Below are 22,932 nucleotides of genomic sequence, written 5' to 3'. Positions count from 1 at the left end.
CCCGGCCGACGATCTGCCTTCCGACGGCGCCCGGGGCTGACGCCGCCGCCTCTGATGGTCGACGCGGGGGGCGCGTGGACCGGACCGAGCCGGCGCGCCGACGCCCGGCGTCGGCCTGCTATTCAGTTGTCACACCGCATCCGGCGGTGGGTGCCCGACGGGGACGCGTGCGGGCTGTTCCCCACCCCGGCGCACCGGCGTACCGGCAGGCCAGGGCGGGTGCGGTGCTCACTCCTTGACGGCGTCGGTTTCCTCGGCCACCGGCTCCGTGGGACGCTCCGCCTTGGTCACCACGCGGGCGATCGCCGGTCGGGCGTAACGGGTCTGCACTCCGGGGGCGACCTCGAGCAGGACGCTGTCGTCCTCGACTCCGGAGACCGTGCCGTACAACCCGCCGATGGTCACCACCTCGTCGCCGATGGAGAGGCCGGACTGCATCGCCTCCGCCTCGCGGCGGCGCTTCTGCTGCGGGCGGATCATCATGAAGTACATGACGCCGAAGAGCAGCGCGATCATGAGGATCGGCGTGAAGCTACCCGCTCCGCTGCCTTCTGCTGCGTAAAACACGGTTGTCGACCTTCCCATTGGCCCCGAGCCGGCACATGGCACCGGAGCGGAGGCGGATTTTCACATCCTGTACAGACCGCGGCGAGTCTAGTCGCTGTATCTGGGAACGCCGAACGCGCCGCAGATCACGAACAGATCACGCCTCCCCCGTGTCCACGGAAAACAGATCGGGTGCCAGGGGAACTTCAGCAACAAATGTACCATTTGGCGGAGTACGGCCCAGGTGTCGCCAAGCAGCCTCCGTGGCCACCCGGCCCCGCGGCGTACGGGCCAGCAGCCCGGCCCGCACCAGGAACGGCTCGCACACCTCCTCGACCGTGTCCGGCTGCTCCCCCACCGCCACCGCGAGGGTGGACAGGCCGACCGGACCGCCCCGGAACGAGTCGACCAACGCAGTGAGCACCGCCCGGTCCAGCCGGTCCAGACCGAGCGCATCCACATCGTAGACCGTCAATGCGGAACGGGCGGTGTCAAGGGTGACCACACCGTCGGCGCGTACCTCGGCGTAGTCACGCACCCGGCGCAGCAGCCGGTTGGCGATCCGGGGGGTGCCCCGGGACCGGCCGGCGATCTCGGCCGCGCCGTCGTCGGTGATCGGCACGCCGAGGATGCGGGCCGAGCGGTGCAGCAGCGTCTCCAGGTCGGCCGGGGCGTAGAAGTCCAGGTGCGCGACGAAGCCGAACCGGTCACGCATGGGGCCGGTCAGCAGGCCGGACCGGGTGGTCGCGCCGACCAGGGTGAACGGCTCGACATCCAGCGGGATGGCGGTGGCCCCGGGACCCTTGCCGACCACCACGTCGACCCGGAAGTCCTCCATCGCGCTGTAGAGAAGCTCCTCGGCCGGCTTGGCGATGCGGTGGATCTCGTCGATGAACAGCACGTCGCCCTCGGCGAGGCTGGTCAGGATCGCGGCCAGGTCACCGGAGCGCTCGATCGCCGGCCCGCTGGTCACCCGGATGCCCGCGCCCAGCTCCGCGGCGACGATGTTGGCCAGGGTGGTCTTGCCGAGGCCGGGCGGCCCCGAGAGCAGGATGTGATCCGGTGGCGAGCCGCGCCGCATCGCGCCCTGCAACAGCAGGTCGAGCTGGTCACGGACCCGATGCTGGGCGATGAACTCGTCGAGGCGCTTGGGCCGGACGCTGACCTCGGCGTCGCGCTCCGCATCGTTGACGTACGCCGAGACCAGGCCGTTGTCGGGGCCGGTCACGGGATCATCCTCATCGGCGACCGCAGGGCTGGCAGACCCGCCTCACTCCGCGCGCTCATCGGGTCCGGCCCAGCAGCCGGATCGCCTGCTTGAGCAGCACCGGCACCGGCGGGGCGGCCCCGTCGACCGTCTCGGCGACCGCGGCGACCGCCTGGTCGGCCTGGCTCGCCGTCCAGCCGAGCCCGATCAACGCCTGACGGACCTGCTCCGGCCAGGCGCCCCCGGTGACCCCGGCCGCGCCGTCGGCGCCGACCGGGACCGGGCCGATGCGGTCACGCAGCTCCAGCACCAGCCGTTCGGCGCCCTTCTTCCCGATACCGGGGACCCGGGTCAGCGCGGCGGTGTCGGCGTTGGCGATGGCTTTGCGTACCGCGTCGGGGGTGTGCACGGCCAGCACCGCCTGGGCCAGGCGCGGCCCGACGCCGCTCGCGGTCTGCAGCAGTTCGAACAGCGCCTTCGCGTCGTCGTCGGCAAAGCCGTAGAGGGTCAGCGAATCCTCCCGGACGACCAGGCTGGTGGCCAGCCGGGCGGGCTGGCCGACCCGCAGGTCGGCGATGGTGCCGGGGGCGCACTGCACGGCCAGGCCGACGCCGCCGACCTCGATGACCGCATGGTCCGGGCCGGTGGCGGTCACCACGCCACGCACACTGGCGATCATCTCGCTCCTCCTCGTCTCGCCCGGTCCGCGGCGGCGGCCAGCTTGGACCGGGTACCACCGCGCCACACGTGGCAGATGGCCAGCGCCAGGGCGTCCGCGGCATCGGCCGGTCGGGGTGGCTCGGACAGCCGCAACAGCCGGGTCACCATCGCGGTCATCTGCGCCTTGTCCGCCTGACCGGAGCCGGTCACCGCCGCCTTCACCTCGCTCGGGGTGTACGTCTGCACCGGCAGCCCGGCCCGCGCCCCGGCGAGCACGGCGATCCCGCTGGCCTGGGCGGTACCCATCACCGTCCGGACGTTGTGCTGGCTGAACACCCGTTCCACGGCGACACTGTCCGGCCGGTGCTCGGCGACCAGGTCGGTCAGCGACCGGTCCAGGTGCAGCAGGCGGGTCGGCAGCTCGTCGGCCGGGTCGGTGTAGATCACGTAGTAGGCGACGAGCGTGCAGGGGCGACCCGGCACTCCCTCGACCACACCCACCCCGCACCGGGTGAGCCCCGGGTCGACGCCGAGCACCCGCACGCCTCCCCCTCCCAGCCGTCGAGCAGTACGTGTGTTCGACACCCTACCGATGCTCCTGCGGGGCCGCGCCCGGGGACACGCCCGCGCGACGGCACCGCCGCCACGCCGGTGACGTCAACGGCGACGGAATGTAGCCGGAGGCCACCTGCCACCGTAGGAGTATGTGCGCGTACGCCATGTGCGCCCGGCCACCCAGCTCGTAGTTTCATGCGCCATGACGGCAGAACCCGTGGCGCGCCCCCACGTCGTGAACGTCGACCTCACCGGCCGCATTGCTGTGGTGACCGGCGGCGGCAGCGGCATCGGTCGGGCCTGCGCCCTACGGCTGGCCGTGGCCGGCGCCCAGGTGCTGGTGGTCGACCGCAACGCCGAGGCGGCCGAGCAGGTGGCGGCGGAGGCCGGTGGCCGGGCTGTGGGGGTGGATCTGGCGGACGCCGCCGCGGTAGACCGGCTCGACGCCGGCGTGGACATCGTGGTCAACAACGCCGGTCTGCAGCACGTCGCCCCGATCCAGGACTTCCCGGTCGAACGCTTCGAGTACCTGCAGCGGGTGATGGTCGAGGCGCCGTTCCTGCTGATCCGGCGGGCGCTGCCGCACATGTACGCGCAGGGCTGGGGCCGGGTCGTCAACATCTCCTCGGTGCACGGGCTGCGCGCCTCGCCCTACAAGGCGGCGTACGTCGCGGCGAAACACGCCCTGGAAGGGCTGTCCAAGGTGGTGGCGCTGGAGGGCGCGGCGCACGGCGTCACCGCCAACTGCATCAACCCCGCGTACGTGCGCACCGCCCTGGTGGAGGACCAGATCGCCGACCAGGCCGCCACCCACGGCATCCCGGAGACCGAGGTGATCGAGAAGATCATGCTGGCCCGGGCCGCGATCAAGCGCCTGATCGAGCCGGACGAGGTGGCGGAACTGCTGGCCTACCTCTGCTCACCGCCGGCGGCGTTCCTCACCGGCGCGTCGATCGCGCTCGACGGGGGCTGGACGGCGAACTAGTGTCTCCCCGCACAATGTCGGTCATGTCGTCGCCGCTGGAGTTCCTGGAACTGCTCGCCCGGGAAGCCGCTGCGGTCGAGTTCGAGGGTCCGCTGGTCGCCGCCCGCTCGGCCGGGCTGCCCGCCGACCAGATCGCCGAGCTGGAGCAGGCCAAGACGGTGGCGCTGCGGGTCCGCGCGCTGCTGGAGCGCCGCCGCCGCCGGGAGAGCGAACTGCTGAGCCTGTACGACACGGTCAGCGACCTGGCCGGGCTGCGTGACCTGGACGACGTGCTGCGGGCGATCGTGCACCGGGCCCGGCACCTGCTCGGCGCGGACGTCGCCTACATGACCCTCAACGACGCCGAACGCGGCGACACCTACATGCGGGTCACCGACGGCTCGGTGTCGGCCCGCTTCCAGCAGCTGCGGCTGCCGATGGGCGCCGGCCTCGGCGGGCTGGTGGCCCAGTCGGGCGCCCCGTACGTGACCGCGAACTACCCGCAGGACGAACGCTTCCACCACACCCGGGAGATCGACGCCGGGGTGGGCGAGGAAGGGCTGGTGGCGATCCTCGGCGTGCCGCTGCGGCTCGGCTCCACCAGCATCGGCGTGCTCTACGCGGCGAACCGTTCGGCCCGGCCGTTCGTCCGCGAGGAGGTGGCGTTGCTGCTCTCGCTGGCCGCGCATGCCGCGGTGGCGATCGACACCGCGCGGCTGCTGGCCGAGACCCGGGCGGCGTTGGCGGAACTGTCGTCGGCCAACACCACCATCCGGGCGCACAGCAGCTCCGTCGAGCGTGCCGCGGCGGCCCACGACCGGATGACCGCGCTGGTGCTGCGCGGTGGCGGGGTGGAGGACGTGGCCGCGGCGGTCACCGAGGTGCTGGGCGGCACGCTGCTGGCGTTGGACGCCGAGGGCCGGCTGCTGGCCCGGGTCGGTGCGCTCGACGAGCCGGACCGCGCCGACCTCGTGGAGGCGGTGGCCGCGTCCCGGACCGAGGGACGCAGCGTACGCCGGGGTGAGGTGTGGTATGCCGCCGTGGTGGCCGGCGCGGAGAACCTGGGTGCGCTGGTGTTGCACCCCGAGGGCGAACTGGCCGACGCCGACCAGCGGATCCTGGAACGCGCAGCGCTGGTCACCGCGTTGCTGCTGCTGTTCCGGCGCACCGTGGCCGAGGCCGAGGGCCGGGTCCGGGGTGAGCTGCTCGACGACCTGATCGCCCGGCCGTTGCGCGACACCGAGGCGCTGCGCAGCCGCGCCCGCCGCCTCGGGGTGGACCTGGACGCCCCGCACGTGCTGGTGGCGGTCGACGACGACGCGATCGCGGCCACCGGCTCGGCCCGCCAGCGGGTGCTCTCCTGGGCCACCACGTACGCCTCGACCCGGGGTGGGCTGGCCGCGGCACGCGACGGGCGGGTGGTGCTGATGCTGCCCGGGCAGGATGCCGGTGGCAGCGCCCGGGCCGTGTCGCGGGACCTGTCCCGAATCACCGGCCGGCCGGTGACCGCCGGAGCGAGCGGCCCGGTCGCCGGGCCGACGTCGCTGGCCGTCGCCTTCCGGGAGGCCGACCGCTGCCTGGCCGCGTTGGGCGCGTTGGGCCGGGCAGGGCAGGGTGCGAGCACCGCCGAGTTGGGCTTCGTCGGGCTGCTGCTGGGCACGGTCTCCGGCGACGGTGACGCCGACGTGAGTCAGTTCCTCGCCACCACCATCGGCCCGGTCGTGGACTACGACGCCCGTCGGGGCACCGCCCTGGTGCGGACGCTGGAGGCCTACTTCGGGGTCGGCGGCAGCCTGGCCCGGGCCGCCGAACTGCTGCACGTGCACGTCAACACGGTGACCCAGCGGCTGGAGCGGGTCGGGCAACTGCTCGGCGCGGACTGGCAGAAACCGGAGCAGGCGCTTCAGGTGCAGCTCGCGCTGCGGCTGCACCGGCTGCGTACCCCCGGTGGTTGAGCCAGCTGCTCATCCCTGGCTGCCGGCCCGCGACGACCGCGCGCGGCTCAGTGCTTGCCGTAGTGCTGCCGGGTCTCCCGAATCGCCTCCTCGGCGGCGGCCTGCTCCTGCGGGGTGGTTCCGCGCCGGGCGGCCAACCAGGCCCGCAGCAACTCCACCGCGATCGGCAGGACCGAGATCCCCACGATGCCGATCAGGATGAACTCGATGTTCGCCTTGACGAACGGGATCTGCCCGAGGAAGTAGCCCAGCACGGTCACGCCGGTGCCCCAGAGGATGCCGCCGACGACGTTGTAGATGACGAAGGTGCGGTAGTTCATCCGGCTCACGCCGGCCACGATCGGGGTGAACGTCCGCACGATCGGCACGAACCGGGCCAGCACGATGGAGCGCGCGCCGTACTTCTCGAAGAAGTCATGCGCCTTGAGCAGGTTCTCCTGCTTGAACAGGCGTGAGTTGGGCCGCCGGAACAGCGCCGGGCCGACCTTGCGACCGAACAGGTAGCCGACCTGGTCACCGGCGATCGCGGCGACGGTGATGAGCAGACACACCAGCCACAGCGGATATTTGAGGTACTGCCCGTCGGCGACCAGCAGCCCGGTGGTGAACAACAGCGAGTCACCCGGCAGGAAGAAGCCGATCAGCAGCCCGGACTCGGCGAAGACGATCACCAGGATGCCGATCAGCCCGAAGGTCGAGATCAGCCACTCCGGTTCGAGCCAGTCCGGCCCGAGGGCCAGGTCGGTGACGGGCGAGGGCACAAAGACCTCCGATGACGGGAACGATCCCGACGACTGCGGGACGCCCGTAGTCTAGGCCGCTCCCGGTCCGCCGGGGACCCGACACCGATACACGCCGATGTCGCCGTTGCGCACCGGGTCGCCGTGGCCGTCCGCCGGCCGGAGCCCCGGCGGTGCGCGGCCCTGCCTCAGCGGGCCTGGATGCCCGCCAGCACCTGGTCGACGACCCGCGCGGGCAGCGTCGTCTCGTCGAGGTCAGGGTTCCAGTTCAGCATCCGTTGGATGAGCAGCGGGCCGGTGATCAGGGCCAGGGTGACCTCGACGTCGATGTCGGGGCGGAGTTCGCCGTCGCGGATGCCGCGCCGTAGCACCTCGCGCATCACCGCGCGGCGGGGCTCCACGATGCTCTGGTACAGCGCGTAGTGCTCGGCATTGCGTTTCACGTTGGGCACCAGACAGGGCATGATCTTCGCCGCGCGCGGGTCGATGTTCTGCCCGACCGCGCCGACCAGGGCGATGAGATCCTCCCGGACGGACCGGCCGGACGGCTGCGGCGGCTCGCCCTTGAGGGTGCGCAGCGCGTCGTGCAGCAGCGCGTCCTTGCCCGCCCAGCGACGGTAGATGGTGGCCTTGCCGACCCCGGCCCGCGCGGCGATCGCCTCGACCGAGATCGCCTCGATCGTGCTGCCCTCGGCGAGGAGGTCCAGCGTGGCCTCGATGATCGCTTCGTCTGCGCGGACGCTCCGCGGCCGGCCGGGCGGCCGCGGAGCGTCTGCCGTGCTCGTCATGCCCGCATTGTTCCCGACGCTATGCGGTGCCGGCCAACTCGGGTTCACCGACCGCTGCCGGCGCGCCGGTGCCGGACCGGGTGGGCATCCAGCGCAGCGCCACCAGGATGCCGGCGGCGGTGACCAGTGCGGCAAGCGCCGCCGACCAGTGCATCGCCGAGATGAAGGCGTCGTTGGCCGCCGTGATCAGCTGCGGCGCCGTCGGCCCGAGCTGACCAGCGGCGGCGTACGCCCCGGAGATCGACTCGCCGGCCGCCTCCCGCGCCTGCGGTGGCAGCTCGGTCAGGGCCGGGTCGATGCCGTTGCGGTAGCCCGCGGCGAGCACCGAACCGAGCACCGCCACGCCCAGCGCGGCGGCCACCTGGCGGATGGTGTTGCTGACCGCGGAGCCGACACCGGCCTTCTCCCTCGGCAACGCCGACATGATCGACTCGGTGGCCGGCGGCATGATGTTGGCCATCCCGGCACCCTGGATGAAGAAGAACACCAGCACCACCCAGATGGGCGTGACCGCGTCGATGAGGGCGAACGCGCCAAGCGCCACGGCGGACAGCACCAGCCCTACCACCGCGACCGCCCGGGGTCCGTACCGGCGCACCATGGCGGCGCTGCGCGGGGCGAAGAAGAGTTGGGCGACCGCGAACGGCAGGAAGATCAGGCCGGTCTGCAACGGGCTGTAACCGCGTACCAGTTGCAGGTAGAACGAGCTGAAGAACATCACGCCCATGGCGGCGAAGAAGACCAGCCCGATCAGCGCCACCGGAACGGCGAAGCGCGGTTCCCGGAACAGCCGTACGTCCAGTGAGGGATGGCTGCTGCGCCGCTCGTGGGCGATGAACCAGGCCAGCACCGCCAGCCCGCCGACGATGGCGGCCCAGACCAGCGGCCGACCGAAGCCGTGCTCGCCGCCGTCGATGATGCCGTACGTCAACGTGACCAGGCCGACCACCGACAGCGCGACACCGAGCACGTCGATGCGCCCCGGGTTCGGGTCCCGTGACTCCGGCACCAGCAGCGCCACCAGGACGACGCCGAGCGCGACGACCGGCACGTTGATCAGGAAGACCGAACCCCACCAGAAGTGCTCCAGCAGCAGGCCGCCGAGGATCGGGCCGATCGCCATCGCCAACCCGACCGCGCCGGCCCATATCCCGATGGCCCGTCCCCGTTCCCGCGGATCGAAGACGTTGGAGATGATCGACAGGGTGGCCGGCATGATGGCCGCACCGCCGGCCCCCATCAGCGCGCGGGCGGCGATCAGCTGTGCGGGGTTCTGCGCGTACGCGGACAGCAGCGACGCCAGGCCGAACAGCACCAGGCCGATGAGCATCATGCGACGGCGACCGGCCCGGTCGCCGAGCACGCCGAAGGTGAACAGCAGCCCGGCGAAGACCAGGGTGTAGGAGTTGATGAACCATTCGAGCTCGCCGTGGCTGGCTCCGAGTCCGTGTACCGGATCGGCGAGCCTGCGCAGCGCGACGTTGAGGATGGTGTTGTCCAGGACGACCACGAGCAGGCTGATCACCAGCACCCCGAGGATCGCCCACCTCCTCGGATGTCCAGTGTTCGCATTCGGCGGCATTCCCCGCACCCCCCGCTTTTCGATACGGTCGCGTCCGTAATCGCATCTGAGCGTAGGCCCGACAGTATCGATACGGAACCGTTTCGTATTTAATGTGACCGCCGTCACACCAGCACCCCGACAGCCCCCACCCGCCAGGTCACCAGATGCCAACTTGGGGCCATTGTCCGGAAATGGTTGGCGCTCACCGGGCCGTGGACGGAATCCCCGGCGGGTGGGTGGCGTTGTAACCCATGGCTGACGAAGTAGGGGCCAGGTAGGCGCCAGTCACACCCGAGCACCCACGGTGACCAGCGCGATCCTCCCCCACGGCCCCGACCGACCGCCCAGGGAATGGGCCGGCCCTCCCGGTCGTTACACCTGGACCCGGCACCACGACGGGCGTGCACCGTACGCGTCAGCGACGCTTCCCCCAGCGCATCGCAGCACGCCGTACCTGCGCTTCTGGACTCTTCGCGCCGCGCCCCCTGGTCCTCCGCGCCCTTGCCGGCGCACACCTCCCCGCGCCCCTCCCCCGCGCGGACATCACCCCCGAATGGAGCTTTGATCATGAACACCATGCTGCGTAAGAGCGTCCTCGCCATCGCCGGTCTCACCGTCGCCGGTGGTCTCGCCGCCGGCCCGCTCAACCACACCACCACCGACACCACCACGAACACCACCACCACCGTCGCGCAGGCCACCAAGCCCGACACCACCACGCTCATCCCCCACGGCGTCCAAGGCAACCAGTCCCACATCGACCTCAACGACGAACAGATCGCCAACACCAAGGCCATCATCGCCGCCACCAAGAAGACCGGCATGGACGAACGCGCCGCCGTCGTCTCCATCGCCACCGCCCTGCAGGAGTCGAAGCTGGAAAACCTCGGCCACCTCGGCGACCGCAACGACCACGACTCCCAAGGCCTGTTCCAGCAGCGCCCGTCCAGCGGCTGGGGCACCGTCGAACAGATCACCGACCCCGAATACTCCACCACCGCCTTCCTCAAGGGCCTCCAGCAGGTCGACGGCTGGCAGAACATGCCCCTGACCGAAGCCGCCCAGACCGTCCAGGTCTCCGCCTACCCCTTCCACTACGCCCAGTGGGAACAACAGGCCGCCGACCTCGTCACCGAACACTGGAACAGCTGACCCCAAGACCTTCCACCACAGGGGGAACAAGACGCCGATGGCCGGCACCCGCACCCGGGTGCCGGCCATCGGCGTCTTCACCGTCCGCACGACCGCCCTCCGCCCGACTGCCCTCCGCCCGACGGGCGTCTGCGACACGAGCGGGCGGCGGCGTGCAGGCGGGGGGTTCCGAAGGGGGCTTGCGCAGGGCCGATAGGTTGATGATCCACTCAGCAGGTCGCTCCGGAAGGTACGTAACCCATGCCCATCGGCTTCATCCTTGCGATCGTCGGCGCGGTCATCGCGGCCGTCGCCGTCGCCGTCGCACTGCTCGGCGGACACCGGAACGTACGACAGGTCGGCGCCCTGACGGCGGTCTCCGCACTGGTCGCGACGCTCCTGCTCACCGTCGCGTCGAGCGCCCACTCGGTACCGATCCGCTCGGTCGGGATCGTCACCAGCTTCGGCAAGCCGACCGGTGAGGTCACCGGCTCCGGCCTGAAGTGGGTCGCGCCGTGGCAGCGGGTCGGCGAATGGGACGCCGGCCGGCAGAAGTACGACCACATCGGCAACGATGCCTGCGTACGGGTGCGTACCGGCACCCTCGCCGACGCCTGCGTCGAGGTGCTGATCGAGTGGCAGGTCCAGCCGGAGAACGCCCCGCAGCAGTTCATGGACTACAAGGGCGACTTCGACAGCTTCCGCGGTCAGCGGGTCGGTGTGCAGCTCGACAGCGCGGTCAACGACGCCTTCGCCTCCTACAACCCGCTGGAGCGCATCGACGCGAAGACCGGCAACCTGAACGTCGACCTCAAGCCGTTCGCCGAGAGCATCAAGTCCAGCGCCGAGGGCCGGCTGGGCAGCGACGTCGACATCCTGTCGGTGACCATCACCCGGGTCAATCACGACGAGAAGACCGAGGGCAACATCAAGGCCTTCCAGGACAAGCTGGCCCAGACCCGCAACCTCGAACAGGACCGCCGCAACGCCGAGATCCAGAAGGAGATCACCGAGACCAACGCCAAGGTCGACAAGGTGACCCGCTGCCTGGAGATCGCCGAGAAGAACGGCAGCTCGCCGGGCCTGTGCATCAACCCGGGCATCGTCACCGGCACCGCGAAGTGAGCTGACACCCCTCGCCGGACGGTGATGAGTTGTCTGGGCAGTCCGGCGAGGGCGTGTGATCAGCTGGTCAATGCGTCCAGGGCAAGGTCGACGTCGTCCTGGGTCGAGTACAGGTGGAAGGAGGCGCGGACGTTGCCGGCGCGGACCGCTGCGCGGACACCGGCCCGTTCGAGCTTCTCCTGCGCGCCGGCCACCTGGACGGTGACGATCGCGCTGTCGCCCGGCGGCTGCCCCAGCCCGGTGAGGAACCGGTTGGCCAACGCTACGTCGTGCGCGTGCACCGCCGACACCCCGATCTCCAGCAGCAACTCCAGCGTCGGGGCCGCGCCGACCCAACTGAACCAGGCCGGTGAGATGTCGAACCGGCGGGCGTCGTCGGCCAGCCGCAGCGGTGGACCGTAGTAGGAGCCGTGCGGGTCCTGGCCGGCGTACCAACCGGCGGCGTCCGGACGCAGCCGCTCCCGTAGCTGCGGCGCGAGGTAGGCGAACGCGGTGCCGCGCGGGCCCATCAGCCACTTGTAGCCGCCGACCACCACCGCGTCGGCGCGGGCCGCGTCGAACGGCAGCCAACCGCAGGCCTGGGTGGCGTCGACCACGACCAGCGCGCCGTGCGCCCGGGCCGCCGCGACGATCTCGTCGTACGCGGCCACCGCGCCGTTGGCGGACTGCACCAGGCTGAACGCCACCAGGTCGGTGCCGGCGTCGATCGAGGTGGCCAGGTCGGCGAGGGGCACCGTGCGTACCTCGACACCGCGTTCCCGCTGCACCAGCCAGGGGAAGAGGTTGGAGGTGAACTCCACCTCGGGTACGACCACCCGGGCGCCGGCGGGCAGGGCGGCCGCGATCGGTGCCAGCAGCTGCGAGACGTTGACGCCGACCGCGACGTCGGCCACCGGCACCCCGGTGAGCTGGGCGAAGGCCGCCCGCGACCGGTCGGTCGCCGTGCTCCAACTCTCCCAGGAGGCGGTACCTGCCCGCCACCCGGCGAGCGCCTCCTGCAACGCGTCCCAGGCCGGGTCGGGCGGTAGACCGTAGCTGGCGGTGTTCAGCCACCCGGGATGCGGTTGCCACAGCTTCTGTGCCTGCTCAAGCTCCACGCCAACCGACGCTAGTCGCCGGTCCCGGCCGGTGAGCAGCGCCAATCCGCACCCCCTGGCTCTCGACCCCGGCGAAGATCGACGCCGTTTCGGCGTTGTGGCGGGGTCCCGAACGGCCGGTCACCCCCACAGCGCCGAAACGGCGCTCAGCCACTGAGTGGCGCGCAACCGCCGGGCGGGTCAGCTGACGTTGGCTGGGCCTAGGACGCTCTTGAGGTCGGCCATCAGGGCGGTGGTCGCCGCCACCCGGACCGGGCCGAGCCGCAGGAGGGTGGTGCGGCTGCCGTTGAGCAGCTTGACGTGCACCTCGGCGTCGCCCGGATGCAGCACCAGCGTCTCCTTGAGCCGCTCCACCAGCGGCGGAGTGCACCGGGTCACCGGGATGGTCAGGGTGACCGCCTTGTTGGTCGTGCTGGTGGAGACGTCGGGCAGGGACATGTCCATCGCCATGATGCGGGGAATGTCGTCGCGCCGGTCCACCCGGCCCTTGACCACCACGATCGCGTCCTCGGCGATGTACTGGCCGATCACCTCGTAGGTGTTCGGGAAGAACAGCGTCTCCACCCCGCCGGCGAGGTCCTCCAGGGTGGCCGAGGCCCACGCCCGGCCCTGCTTGGTGACCCGCCGCTGCACGCCGGAGAGGATCCCGGCGAGGGTGACCACCGCACCGTCGGGCACGGTGCCCTCCTCGGACAGGGCGGAGATGGTGCAGTCAGCGGACGCGCCGAGGATGTGCTCCAGGCCGAACAGCGGGTGGTCGGAGACGTACAGGCCGAGCATCTCGCGCTCGAAGGCCAGCTTGTCGCGCTTGTCCCACTCCCCGTCGCCGATCGTCGGCATGACCTGGGTGTTGGTGGCGACCTCGGCTTCGCCGAAGCCCGCCCCGAACAGGTCGTACTGGCCGACGGCCTCCTTGCGCTTGACGTCGGCGTACGCGTCGATGGCGTCGGCGTGCACGGTGAGCAGGCCCTTGCGGGAGTGCCCCATCGAGTCGAACGCGCCGGCCTTGATCAGCGATTCGATGGTCTTCTTGTTGCAGACCACCGCGTCCACCTTGGACAGGAAGTCGTAGAAGTCCGCGTACTCGCCCTTCTCCTGCCGGCAGCGCATGATCGAGGTGACCACGTTCGCGCCGACGTTGCGGATCGCGCCGAGGCCGAAGCGGATCTCCTTGCCGACCGGGGTGAACGGACCGGCCGAGGTGTTCACGTCCGGCGGCAGCACCTGGATGCCCATCCGGCGGCACTCCGACAGGTAGAGCGCCATCTTGTCCTTGTCGTCGCCGACGGAGGTGAGCAGCGCCGCCATGTACTCGGCCGGGTAGTGCGCCTTCAGGTACGCCGTCCAGTACGACACCAGTCCGTACGCGGCGGAGTGCGCCTTGTTGAAGGCGTACCCGGCGAACGGGACCAGCACGTCCCAGACCTTCTGGATGGCGTCGTCGGAGTAGCCGCGTTCGCGGCAGCCGTCCCGGAACGGAATGAACTCCTTGTCCAGGATCTCCTTCTTCTTCTTGCCCATCGCCCGGCGCAGCAGGTCCGCCTGACCCAGGGTGTAGCCGGCGAGGATCTGCGCGGCGCGCTGCACCTGCTCCTGGTAGACGATCAGGCCGTAGGTCGGGGCGAGGATCTCCTTGAGCGGCTCCTCCAGCTCCGGGTGGATCGGGGTGATCTCCTGGAGGCCGTTCTTGCGCAGCGCGTAGTTGGTGTGCGAGTCCACGCCCATCGGGCCGGGCCGGTACAACGCGAGGACGGCGGAGATGTCCTCGAAGTTGTCCGGCTTCATCATCCGCAGCAGCGACCGCATCGGCCCGCCGTCGAGCTGGAACACGCCAAGGGTGTCGCCTCGGGCCAGCAGTTCGTACGCGCCCTTGTCGTCCAGCGGCAGACCCAGCAGGTCCAGCTCCTTGCCGTGGTTGAGCTGGATGTTCTTCACCGCGTCGTCGATGATGGTCAGGTTGCGCAGGCCGAGGAAGTCCATCTTCAACAGCCCGAGCGACTCGCAGGTCGGGTAGTCGAACTGGGTGATGATCACCCCGTCGGAGTCCCGGCGCATCAGCGGGATGTGGTCGATGATCGGCTCGGCGGACATGATGACGCCGGCGGCGTGCACACCGGTCTGCCGGATCAGCCCCTCGATGCCCCGCGCGGTGTCGATGACCTTCTTGACGTCGGCCTCCGACTCGTACATGCCGCGGATCTCGCCGGCCTCGGCGTAGCGCGGATGCTTCGGGTCGAAGATGCCTTCGAGGGGGATGTCCTTGCCCATCACCGCCGGCGGCATGGCCTTGGTGATCCGGTCGCCGACCGCGTACGGGTAGCCGAGCACCCGGGCCGAGTCCTTGATCGCGGCCTTGGCCTTGATGGTGCCGAAGGTGGCGATCTGGGCGACCTTGTCCTCACCCCACTTGTCGGTGACGTACTTGATCACCTCACCGCGCCGACGCTCGTCGAAGTCGATGTCGACATCCGGCATGGAGACGCGCTCGGGGTTCAGGAACCGCTCGAAGATCAGCCCGTGCGGGATCGGGTCCAGGTCGGTGATGCCCAGGGCGTACGCGACAAGGGAACCGGCTGCCGAGCCACGGCCCGGACCGACGGCGATGCCCTGGTTCTTGGCCCACTGGATGAAGTCGGCGACCACGAGGAAGTACGACGGGAAACCCATCTGGATGATGACGCCGAGTTCGTACTCGGCCTGCACCACGTGCCCCTCGGGGATGCCGTTCGGGAAGCGGCGGGCCAACCCGGCGAAGGTCTCCTTGCGGAACCAGGACTCCTCGGTCTCCCCCTCGGGCACCGGGAAACGCGGCATCAGGTTGTGGAACTCGAACATCCCGGTCGGGTCGACCTTCTCGGCCACCAGCAGCGTGTTGCGGCAGCCCTCCAGCCACACGTCGGAGTTGTCCACGCCGCGCATCTCGTCGGCCGACTTGATGTAGTAGCCGCTGCCGCCGAACTTGAACCGGTTCGGGTCGGCGACGTTGCTGCCGGTCTGCACGCAGAGCAGCACGTCGTGCGCCTCGGACTGGGCCTCGTGGGTGTAGTGCGAGTCGTTGGTGACCACCGGCGGGATGTTCAGCTTGCGGCCGATCTCCAGCAGCCCGTCCCGGACCTGCTTCTCGATGTCCAGGCCGTGATCCATCAACTCCAGGAAGTAGTTCTCCTTGCCGAAGATGTCCTGGTACTTCGCCGCCGCTTCGAGGGCCTGCGCGTCGTGGCCGAGCCGCAACCGGGTCTGCACCTCGCCGGAGGGGCAGCCGGTGGTGGCCATCAGTCCGTCGGCGTGCTCGGCGAGCAGTTCCGCGTCCATCCGGGGCCACTTCACGAAGTAGCCCTCGGTGTACGCCTTGCTGGTGAGCTTGAACAGGTTGTGCAGGCCGACCCGGTTGCGCGCCCAGATGGTCATGTGGGTGTAACCACCGCTACCGGAGACGTCGTCGCTCTTCTGCTCCGGGCGACCCCACCGCACCCGCTTCTTGTGGAACCGCGACTCCGGCGCCACGTACGCCTCGATGCCCAGCACGGGCGTCACCCCGGCAGCCATGGCCTGCTTGTAGAAGTCGTTCGCGCCGTGCATGTTGCCGTGGTCGGTCATCGCGACCGCCGGCATTCCCTGCCGCTTGACCTCGGCGAACAGGTCCTTGAGCCGGGCCGCCCCGTCGAGCATCGAGTACTCCGTGTGCACGTGCAGATGCGCGAACGAATCGCCCATGCCAAGCCCCCCGGGTCGGCTGATCAAGTCGGGTCGACTTACCCTAACCCGCCACCGAGGGGCCTTCCGAGCGGCGCGCGGCGGGCGTACCGCAGACCACCTGGCCATTGACGGAGGGTGACCGGCCAGCGACGCCGGCGTGGTCGGCGTCGCCTGGTCTGCACCGCAACTCCGCCCGGCTGAGCGACGTCAGCCAGGCGGCCTGCTGAGCAGGCCGGGCGGCTCCCGTCGGGTACGGGGGCCGCCCGGCCTCAGGTTCAGTGCGCGACGGGCAGGTTCGCCTCCTGGCGGGCCCGCTCGTCGCCGCTGAGGGTGTGCAGCGGCTTCTCCCGGATGAACAGCACCGCCAGCAGGGCGAGGAACGCGATCGGCGCGCCGATCAGGAACAGTTCCGAGGTGGCGGTGGCGTACGCGTTCTGCACGATCCGCAGCACCGGCTCGGGCAGCGTGGACAGGTCGGGTACCTCGGTGGTGCCGCCGTCGGTCGCACCGGCGGCCGGTCCGAGTTGCGCGGTCATCAGGCTGGTGACCCGGTTGGCCAGCACCGCGCCGAGGGCGCTGACGCCGATCGCGCCGCCCATGCTGCGGAAGAAGGTGAGCACCGAGGTGGCGGCACCCAGTTCGTGGGCGGGTACGTCGTTCTGGGCCGCCAGCACCAGGTTCTGCATGAGCATGCCGACCCCGATGCCGAGCAGCGCCATGTAGCTGAACAGCAGCGGCAGCGGGGTGTCGATGTCGATGGTCGACAGCAGCAGCATCGCGACAACCATGACGGCGGCCCCGGCCACCAGGTACGCCTTCCACCGGCCGTACTTCGTGATGAGCTGGCCGGCGATCGTGGAGGAGACCAGCAGACCGAGGATCATCGGCAGGCTCATCAGGCCGGCGATGGTCGGCGACTTGCCCAGGGAGGTCTGGAAGTACTGGGACAGGAAGACCGTCCCGCCGAACAGGGCGACACCGACAAGCATGCTGGCGACGGTGGTCAGCGTGACCGTACGGCTGCGGAAGATCTCCAGCGGAATGATCGGCTCGGCGGCGCGGGACTCGACCCAGACGGCCACCACCAGCAGCGTCAGGCCACCGACGACCATCAGCGCGGTCCAGCCGGAGGCCCAGGCGAACTTGTGCCCGGCCAGCGAGGACCAGATCAGCAGGGTGCTCACACCGGCGGTGATCAGCGCCGCGCCGGCCCAGTCGATGCGGGCCTTGCGGCGGATGATCGGCAGGTGCAGGGTGCGCTGGAGCAGGAAGATCGAGATGAGGCTGAACGGCACCCCGATCAGGAAGCACCAGCGCCAGCCCAGCCAGGAGGTGTCCACGAGCACGCCGCCGATCAGCGGGCCGGCGATGGTGCCGACGCCGAACACCGCGCCGAAGATGCCGGCGTAGCGGCCCAGCTCACGCGGCGGGATCATGGCCGCCATCACGATCATCGCCAGGGCGGTCATGCCACCCGCGCCGATGCCCTGGATCACCCGGCTGACCAGCAGCACCTCGACATTCGGGGTGAGACCGGCGACCAGCGAGCCGAGCACGAACAGCCCGAGGGAGAGCTGGATCAGCAGCTTCTTGCTGTAGAGGTCGGCCATCTTGCCCCACAACGGCACGGTGGCGGTCATGGCCAGCAGTTCGCTGGTGACGATCCAGGTGTAGACGGTCTGGCTGCCGTTGAGGTCGGCGATGATGCGCGGCAGCGCGTTCGCGACCACCGTCGAGGCGAGGATCGCCACGAACATCCCCACCATCAGCCCGGAGAGGGCTTGGAGGATCTCCCGGCGGGACATCCGGCCGCCGTCCGCCCCTGCGGCGTCGACCGGCTCGATCGCAGTCGTCATGACACTTCTTCCTCACGCATGGTTCAGTCCTCGACGCGGTCGCGCCGGAGAGGTGGTCCTGGTCTGGGTGCCGCGGCCAGCCTCGCCGGACGCCAGGCTCGACAGGCTCGACAGGCTCGACAGGCGGCAGATTCGGTGGGTGACGGGCGCGGCTGGCGGTGGGCTCGGCAGGTGGCAGGTGGGGCGGGCCCGGTGGTCAGCCGGTGCGGGGGTCGGGCAGGCCGGCGGCGACGGTGGCGAACGACTCGTCAAGCAGCGCGGCCAGGCGGTGGGCATCGCCGGTCGCCCACCGGATCATCGCGGCCCGCAGGGCAGCCCCCGCGACCGCCACGACCAGCGCCGGGTACGCGTCGTCGGCCGGCAGTCCGGTACGCGCGGCGATCGCCTCGACGAGGGCCCGTTCGGTGGTGGCGTTGCCGGTGACCAGGCGGCCCAGCAGCACCGGATGCTGGGTCACCACCCGCAACCTCAGCTGCCACAGTTCGGCGTCGCCCTGTGCCTCCTCGACGGCAGCGATGAAGGCGCGGCGCAGCGCCTCCAGTGCGGGCTGCTCGGCAGGTACGGCGGCCAGTGCCCGCAGCACCCGCTCGCGGTCGCCCTCGCTGTCGCCCACCAGGGCGTCGTCCTTGGTCGGGAAGTAGTTGAAGAAGGTACGGGCGGAGACGTCCGCCGCCTCGCTGATGTCCTCGACCGTCACCTGGTCGAGGCCGCGCTCGGCGACCAGCCGCAGCGCGGCGGCGGCCAGGGCGGCCCGGGTCTGCCGCTTCTTGCGGTCCCGCCGTCCCAGCGTCGTCAGCTCGTCCACCTGCACGTCAGAAACCGTAAGGCCAAAGGTGCATAGGCTGCAAAGTTTTAGCGTGTGACACGAATTTCCCTGACTGACACCATGTCGGGCAACCAACATCATTGGCGGGCCAACACCATTGGCCAGTGGACAACACTGTGTGCCACACAGTATGGTGTGACGCATGGGCAGTGACGACGTGTTGCGGACGCATCTGCAGGAGTTACGCCGGGGGACGGTGGTGGTGGCCAGCCTGGTGGCGCTGCGCCAACCCGGCTACGGGTACGCGCTGCTGCAACGGCTCACCGGGCACGGCTTTCCGGTGGACGCCAACACCCTCTACCCGCTGTTGCGCCGGCTCGAGGAGCAGGGGCTGCTGACCAGCGAGTGGAACACCGAGGAAAGCCGGCCGCGCAAGTTCTACCGCACCAGCGAGGCGGGCGAGCAGGTGCTGGACCGCCTGCTCACCGACCTCGCCGCCGTGCAGACCTCTTTGACCGCCCTGATCGAAGGAGCCCCCCGATGACGACCTCCCTGACCGACAGATACCTCGCCGCCACCCTGCGCTCGGTGCCGACGGCACGCCGCGAGGAGATCGCCGACGAGCTGCGCGCCTCGATCGGCGACATGGTCGACGGCCGGACGGCCGAAGGAGTCGACGCCGCGACGGCCGAGCGCGAGGTGCTCACCGAGCTGGGCAACCCCGCCGAGCTCGCCGCCCGGTACGCCGACCGGCGACTGCAACTCATCGGCCCGACGTACTACCTGGCCTGGCAACGGCTGATGATCGGACTGCTGAGCACCATCCCGGCCATCATCGGCGTGCTGATGGGTGTGCTGGAGGCCACCGTCTCCGACAACGCCGGCGGCGCGATCGGCAAGGGCATCGTCGCGGCGTTCAACGTCGCGGTGCAGATCGCCTTCTGGGTGACCCTGGTCTTCGCGGTCATGGAGCGGGTGGGCACCCCGCTCAACCAGCCACAGTGGAGCGTCGACCAGCTCCCCGACGAGCCCGTCGAGCGGGACGTCAGCCTCACCGACGTGTGCGCCTCGATCGTGTTCCTGGTCCTGTTCATCGCCGCCCTGCCGTGGCAGCACTTCCAGACGGTCGTCGGCGACGGTGACCGGTTGCCGATCCTCGACCCCGCGCTCTGGAGCTTCTGGCTGCCGGCGCTGCTCGTCGTCCTGGTCGCCACCATCGGACTGGAGGTCGCCAAGTACCGGGCCCGCCGGTGGACCTGGCCGCTGGTCGCCGTCAACGCCATGCTCAACCTGGCGTACGCGGTGCCGGTGATCTGGCTGCTGTCCAACGACAAGTTGTTCAACCCCGAGTTCGTCGCCCGCTTCGCCTGGCTGCGCGAGGGCGGCATCGACACCGTCGCCCGGATCAGCATCGTGGTCGTCGTCGCCACCACCCTCTGGGACGTCGTCGACAGCGCCCTCAAGGCCCGCCGCGCCACCTCCTGACCCCCATCCCAGCACTGTTGGTCATGAGGTTCGGCGGCAGCTGTGGAGATCCACCACTGCCGTCAACCTCATGACCAACGCCGTGGGGCGGCGGTCGGGTGGGGAGCGCGGGTGGTGGGGCGTCAGTAGGGTGGGCTTGACGGAACTGGTGCGGACCTGGGAGTTGCCGTGGAAGTGATCATCGGTTTGGTGTGCCTGGTCCTGATCGTCGTGGCGGTGCTCGGTTTCGGGGTGTCGATCTACAACGGGTTGGTTCGGGCCCGCAACACGTACCGCAACGCCTTCGCCCAGATCGACGTGCAGCTGGTACGCCGGCACGATCTGATCCCCAACCTGGTGGAGACCGCCAAGGGCTATCTCAAGCACGAGCGGGAGACCCTGGAGGCGGTGATCAAGGCCCGCAACGCGGCGGTCAACGCGCAGGCCACGGCCGCCGCAGCGCCGGGCGACCCGGCGGCGATGCAGCAGCTCAGCGGCGCGGAGAACGCGCTCACCGCCACGCTGGGTCGACTGTTCGCGCTCTCCGAGGCGTACCCGGACCTGAAGGCCAACCAGAACATGATGCAGCTGTCGGAGGAGCTGACCTCGACGGAGAACCGGGTCGCCTTCGCCCGGCAGGCCTACAACGACGCGGTGATGGCCTACAACAACAAGCGTGAGGTCTTCCCGTCCAGCCTGATCGCGGGGATGTTCTCGTTCGGGCCGGCCGCGCTGTTCGAGCCGGACGACCCGCAGCAGCGTCAGGCCCCGCAGGTCTCCTTCTGATGAACTTCTTCGAACGGCAGCGCCAGGTACGCCGGCTGTCGACCCGGCTGGTGCTGCTGTTCGTGCTGGCCGTGATCGGCATCGTGGTGGTGGTGAACGTCGCGGCGATCTTCGCGTTCAACGCCACCGCCGCCGACCCCGGGCAGCTGGCCGGCTTCGTGGCCATGGTGACCGTGGCGACCGTCGCGGCGATCGGGCTGGCCGCGCTGGTGCGTACCCTCGCGTTGCGCGGCGGTGGCGGGAAGGTGGCCCGTGAGCTGGGCGGGGTGCCGGTGCCGCCGGACACCACCGACCCGGAGCTGCGCCGGCTGCGCAACGTCGTGGAGGAGATGGCGCTGGCCTCCGGCGTACCGGTGCCCGAGGTCTACATCCTGCCGGAGGAGACGGCGATCAACGCCTTCGCCGCCGGCTGGGGCCCGTCGGACGCCGCCGTCGCGGTCACCCGGGGCGCGTTGCAGCGACTCAACCGCGACGAACTCCAAGGGGTCATCGCGCACGAGTTCGCCCACGTGGTCAACGGGGACATGCGGCTCAACATCCGGCTGATGGGCCTGCTGTTCGGCATCCTGTTCCTGACCGTGATCGGCCGGGGCCTGTCCCGTTCCGGCCTGATCAGCGGCGGCAACCGGCAACGCGGCAACAGTGGCGGTGGCGTCAACCCGCTGCTGCTGGTGGGGCTGGCACTGCTGGTCGCCGGGTACGTCGGCGTGCTCGCCGGGCGACTCATCCAGGCCTCGGTGTCGCGGCAACGGGAGTACCTCGCCGACGCCTCGGCCGTGCAGTACACCCGGCAGACCCGGGGCATCGCCGGGGCACTGAAGAAGATCGGCGGTCTGGCCGACGGCTCGGAACTGAAGTCGCCCAAGCGCGACGAGGTCGGGCACATGCTCTTCGGCGAGGCGGCCCGGACCTCCTGGTTCGCCACCCACCCGCCGCTTGCCGACCGGATCCGCGCGTTGGAGCCGTCCTTCGACCCGGCCGAACTGCAACGGCTGTCCCGGCAGTGGGCGGCGGCGCCACCGTCCGGCCGGCAGGAGGACGTCGCACTGGGCCTGGCACCGGCCGCACCGCCGCAACCCGCGCCCGGCCAGGTCCCAACCGACCGGGCCGCCGGGGCGGAGGCAGCCGGTGGGGTACGCCCGGAAGCGTCGCCGTTGCCGGTGCCGGGAACCCGGGTACGCCTCGCGCCGACCGAGGTGCTCGGGCGGGTGGCCGCGCCGACGGAGAACGCCTACCAGCACGCCGCAGCCCTGCTCGACCAGATCCCGGCCCCGCTGCTCGACCGGGCCCGCGGCCGCGACACCGCCGTGCCGCTGCTGCTGGGCCTGCTGATCAGCGCCGAGCCGCAGGTCCGGCAGCACCAGCACGCCGCCCTCGCCCAGCAGCACGGCCGCGAACTGGCCGACGCCGCGCTCGGTCAGGCGCAGGCCCTGACCGGGCTGCATCCGATGCTCGTGCTGCCGCTGGCCGAGCTGACCTTCCCGGCCCTGCGTGACCGGCCGGCGCCGGAACTGGAGTCGACCGTGGCGGCGGTGTTCACGCTGATCCACGCCGACGGTGCGATAAACGTCTCCGAGTACTGCCTGTCCCGGCTGATGCTGGCCGAGATCCAGGAGTCGCTGCGACCGGACTCCCGCTGGCGTACCGACCGGCGGACGCTCACCGACGCCCGCTCCGCGGCGGGCTTCCTGCTGGCCACGCTCGCCCAGGTGGGGCACGCCGAGCGCGCCGACGCGCAACGCGCCTTCCAGGCCGGCGTCGACCTCCTGCTGCCCGGCACCACCTGGTCGTACGCGCCGCCGGAGAACGGCGTGCTGGCCCTGGAGACCGCCTGGCCGGTGCTCGACGGGCTGCGCCCGGCGGACAAGGAACGTCTGGTCGCGGCCGTGGTGGCGGTGATCAGCCACGACCAGATGATGACGGTGGCCGAGATCGAACTGCTGCGGACGATCTGCGGTCTGCTGCACTGCCCACTGCCGCCGATGGTCGGCGCCGGGATCGGCTGACCGCACCACCCGCCGCGAGCAGCCCC

19 protein-coding genes are annotated in these 22,932 nt (G+C 70.5%); 8 read left to right on the top strand and 11 right to left on the bottom strand.

Features of this window, described 5'->3' with window-relative positions; translation table 11 throughout:
- Window positions 1-228: 228 nt before the first annotated feature.
- The 4 genes from yajC to ruvC form a co-directional block, all read right to left on the bottom strand.
- Window positions 229-567 carry a preprotein translocase subunit YajC gene (yajC, locus tag VAB18032_RS10160; RefSeq protein ID WP_043720297.1) on the bottom strand — a complete coding sequence of 113 codons (339 nt, stop codon included), beginning with the start codon at window positions 565-567 and terminating at the stop codon, window positions 229-231.
- A 136-nt stretch (window positions 568-703) separates the two neighbouring features.
- Window positions 704-1,774, bottom strand: a complete 1,071-nt coding sequence (gene ruvB, locus VAB18032_RS10155) for a Holliday junction branch migration DNA helicase RuvB (protein ID WP_013732722.1) — start codon at window positions 1,772-1,774, stop codon at window positions 704-706.
- Between the two features lie 55 nt (window positions 1,775-1,829).
- Window positions 1,830-2,432, bottom strand: a complete 603-nt coding sequence (gene ruvA, locus VAB18032_RS10150; RefSeq protein WP_013732721.1) for a Holliday junction branch migration protein RuvA — start codon at window positions 2,430-2,432, stop codon at window positions 1,830-1,832.
- Complete coding sequence (gene ruvC, locus VAB18032_RS10145; RefSeq protein WP_013732720.1) at window positions 2,429-2,956, bottom strand: crossover junction endodeoxyribonuclease RuvC; 528 nt, start codon at window positions 2,954-2,956, stop codon at window positions 2,429-2,431. Before ruvC ends, ruvA begins: the two co-directional genes overlap by 4 nt.
- Window positions 2,957-3,170: 214 nt before the next feature.
- Between ruvC and VAB18032_RS10140 the strand changes: the two genes are divergently transcribed.
- Together VAB18032_RS10140 and VAB18032_RS10135 are read left to right on the top strand one after the other, a co-directional pair.
- On the top strand, window positions 3,171-3,953 hold the full coding sequence (locus tag VAB18032_RS10140) for a 3-hydroxybutyrate dehydrogenase (RefSeq protein WP_043720294.1): 783 nt from the start codon (window positions 3,171-3,173) through the stop codon (window positions 3,951-3,953).
- Window positions 3,954-3,967: 14 nt separating this feature from the next.
- Window positions 3,968-5,887 (top strand): helix-turn-helix domain-containing protein, encoded by a 1,920-nt coding sequence (locus tag VAB18032_RS10135; protein ID WP_043720289.1) that lies wholly within the window; start codon window positions 3,968-3,970, stop codon window positions 5,885-5,887.
- A 47-nt stretch (window positions 5,888-5,934) separates the two neighbouring features.
- Here the strand turns inward: VAB18032_RS10135 and VAB18032_RS10130 are convergent, their stop codons facing one another.
- From VAB18032_RS10130 to VAB18032_RS10120, 3 genes are all read right to left on the bottom strand, one after another.
- The gene (locus tag VAB18032_RS10130; protein WP_013732717.1) at window positions 5,935-6,648 is read right to left on the bottom strand and encodes a DedA family protein; all 714 of its coding nucleotides are present in this window, start codon (window positions 6,646-6,648) and stop codon (window positions 5,935-5,937) included.
- A gap of 167 nt (window positions 6,649-6,815) precedes the next feature.
- Window positions 6,816-7,415: a TetR/AcrR family transcriptional regulator gene (locus tag VAB18032_RS10125; RefSeq protein WP_013732716.1), complete on the bottom strand. Its 600-nt coding sequence runs from the start codon at window positions 7,413-7,415 to the stop codon at window positions 6,816-6,818.
- A 19-nt stretch (window positions 7,416-7,434) separates the two neighbouring features.
- Window positions 7,435-8,997: an MFS transporter gene (locus VAB18032_RS10120; protein ID WP_043720286.1), complete on the bottom strand. Its 1,563-nt coding sequence runs from the start codon at window positions 8,995-8,997 to the stop codon at window positions 7,435-7,437.
- A 549-nt stretch (window positions 8,998-9,546) separates the two neighbouring features.
- Here VAB18032_RS10120 and VAB18032_RS10115 point away from each other — a divergent pair.
- Together VAB18032_RS10115 and VAB18032_RS10110 are read left to right on the top strand one after the other, a co-directional pair.
- Window positions 9,547-10,131, top strand: coding sequence for a hypothetical protein (locus tag VAB18032_RS10115; RefSeq protein WP_013732714.1), 585 nt, complete (start codon window positions 9,547-9,549; stop codon window positions 10,129-10,131).
- Window positions 10,132-10,371: 240 nt separating this feature from the next.
- Window positions 10,372-11,235 (top strand): SPFH domain-containing protein, encoded by an 864-nt coding sequence (locus tag VAB18032_RS10110; protein WP_013732713.1) that lies wholly within the window; start codon window positions 10,372-10,374, stop codon window positions 11,233-11,235.
- 59 nt (window positions 11,236-11,294) lie between these two features.
- On the opposite strand, the gene VAB18032_RS10105 is transcribed toward VAB18032_RS10110, so the two are convergent.
- From VAB18032_RS10105 to VAB18032_RS10090, 4 genes are all read right to left on the bottom strand, one after another.
- The gene (locus VAB18032_RS10105) at window positions 11,295-12,332 is read right to left on the bottom strand and encodes an aminotransferase class V-fold PLP-dependent enzyme (protein ID WP_043720283.1); all 1,038 of its coding nucleotides are present in this window, start codon (window positions 12,330-12,332) and stop codon (window positions 11,295-11,297) included.
- A 180-nt stretch (window positions 12,333-12,512) separates the two neighbouring features.
- A complete protein-coding gene (gene dnaE / locus VAB18032_RS10100; protein WP_013732711.1) occupies window positions 12,513-16,046 on the bottom strand; it encodes a DNA polymerase III subunit alpha in 3,534 nt (1,177 codons plus the stop codon).
- A gap of 257 nt (window positions 16,047-16,303) precedes the next feature.
- Window positions 16,304-17,884, bottom strand: a complete 1,581-nt coding sequence (locus VAB18032_RS10095; RefSeq protein ID WP_013732710.1) for an MDR family MFS transporter — start codon at window positions 17,882-17,884, stop codon at window positions 16,304-16,306.
- A 196-nt stretch (window positions 17,885-18,080) separates the two neighbouring features.
- A complete protein-coding gene (locus VAB18032_RS10090; RefSeq protein WP_013732709.1) occupies window positions 18,081-18,695 on the bottom strand; it encodes an acyl-CoA-like ligand-binding transcription factor in 615 nt (204 codons plus the stop codon).
- Between the two features lie 157 nt (window positions 18,696-18,852).
- On the opposite strand from VAB18032_RS10090, the gene VAB18032_RS10085 reads away from it, so the two are divergent.
- The 4 genes from VAB18032_RS10085 to VAB18032_RS10070 all read left to right on the top strand — a co-directional run bounded on the left by VAB18032_RS10085 (window position 18,853) and on the right by VAB18032_RS10070 (window position 22,906).
- A complete protein-coding gene (locus VAB18032_RS10085; RefSeq protein ID WP_013732708.1) occupies window positions 18,853-19,194 on the top strand; it encodes a PadR family transcriptional regulator in 342 nt (113 codons plus the stop codon).
- Entirely contained in the window at window positions 19,191-20,135 is a 945-nt protein-coding gene (locus VAB18032_RS10080; RefSeq protein WP_013732707.1) for a permease prefix domain 1-containing protein, read from the top strand. The genes VAB18032_RS10085 and VAB18032_RS10080 overlap by 4 nt, the downstream gene beginning before the upstream one ends.
- A gap of 168 nt (window positions 20,136-20,303) precedes the next feature.
- Window positions 20,304-20,900: a LemA family protein gene (locus tag VAB18032_RS10075; RefSeq protein ID WP_013732706.1), complete on the top strand. Its 597-nt coding sequence runs from the start codon at window positions 20,304-20,306 to the stop codon at window positions 20,898-20,900.
- Complete coding sequence (locus VAB18032_RS10070) at window positions 20,900-22,906, top strand: M48 family metallopeptidase (RefSeq protein WP_013732705.1); 2,007 nt, start codon at window positions 20,900-20,902, stop codon at window positions 22,904-22,906. The genes VAB18032_RS10075 and VAB18032_RS10070 overlap by 1 nt, the downstream gene beginning before the upstream one ends.
- Window positions 22,907-22,932 lie beyond the last annotated feature (26 nt).

Source organism: Micromonospora maris AB-18-032 (genome assembly GCF_000204155.1).
Taxonomy (GTDB): domain Bacteria; phylum Actinomycetota; class Actinomycetes; order Mycobacteriales; family Micromonosporaceae; genus Micromonospora; species Micromonospora gifhornensis.
Note: the sequence above shows the minus strand (reverse complement) of the source record. Positions and strands in the feature narration are given on the sequence as shown.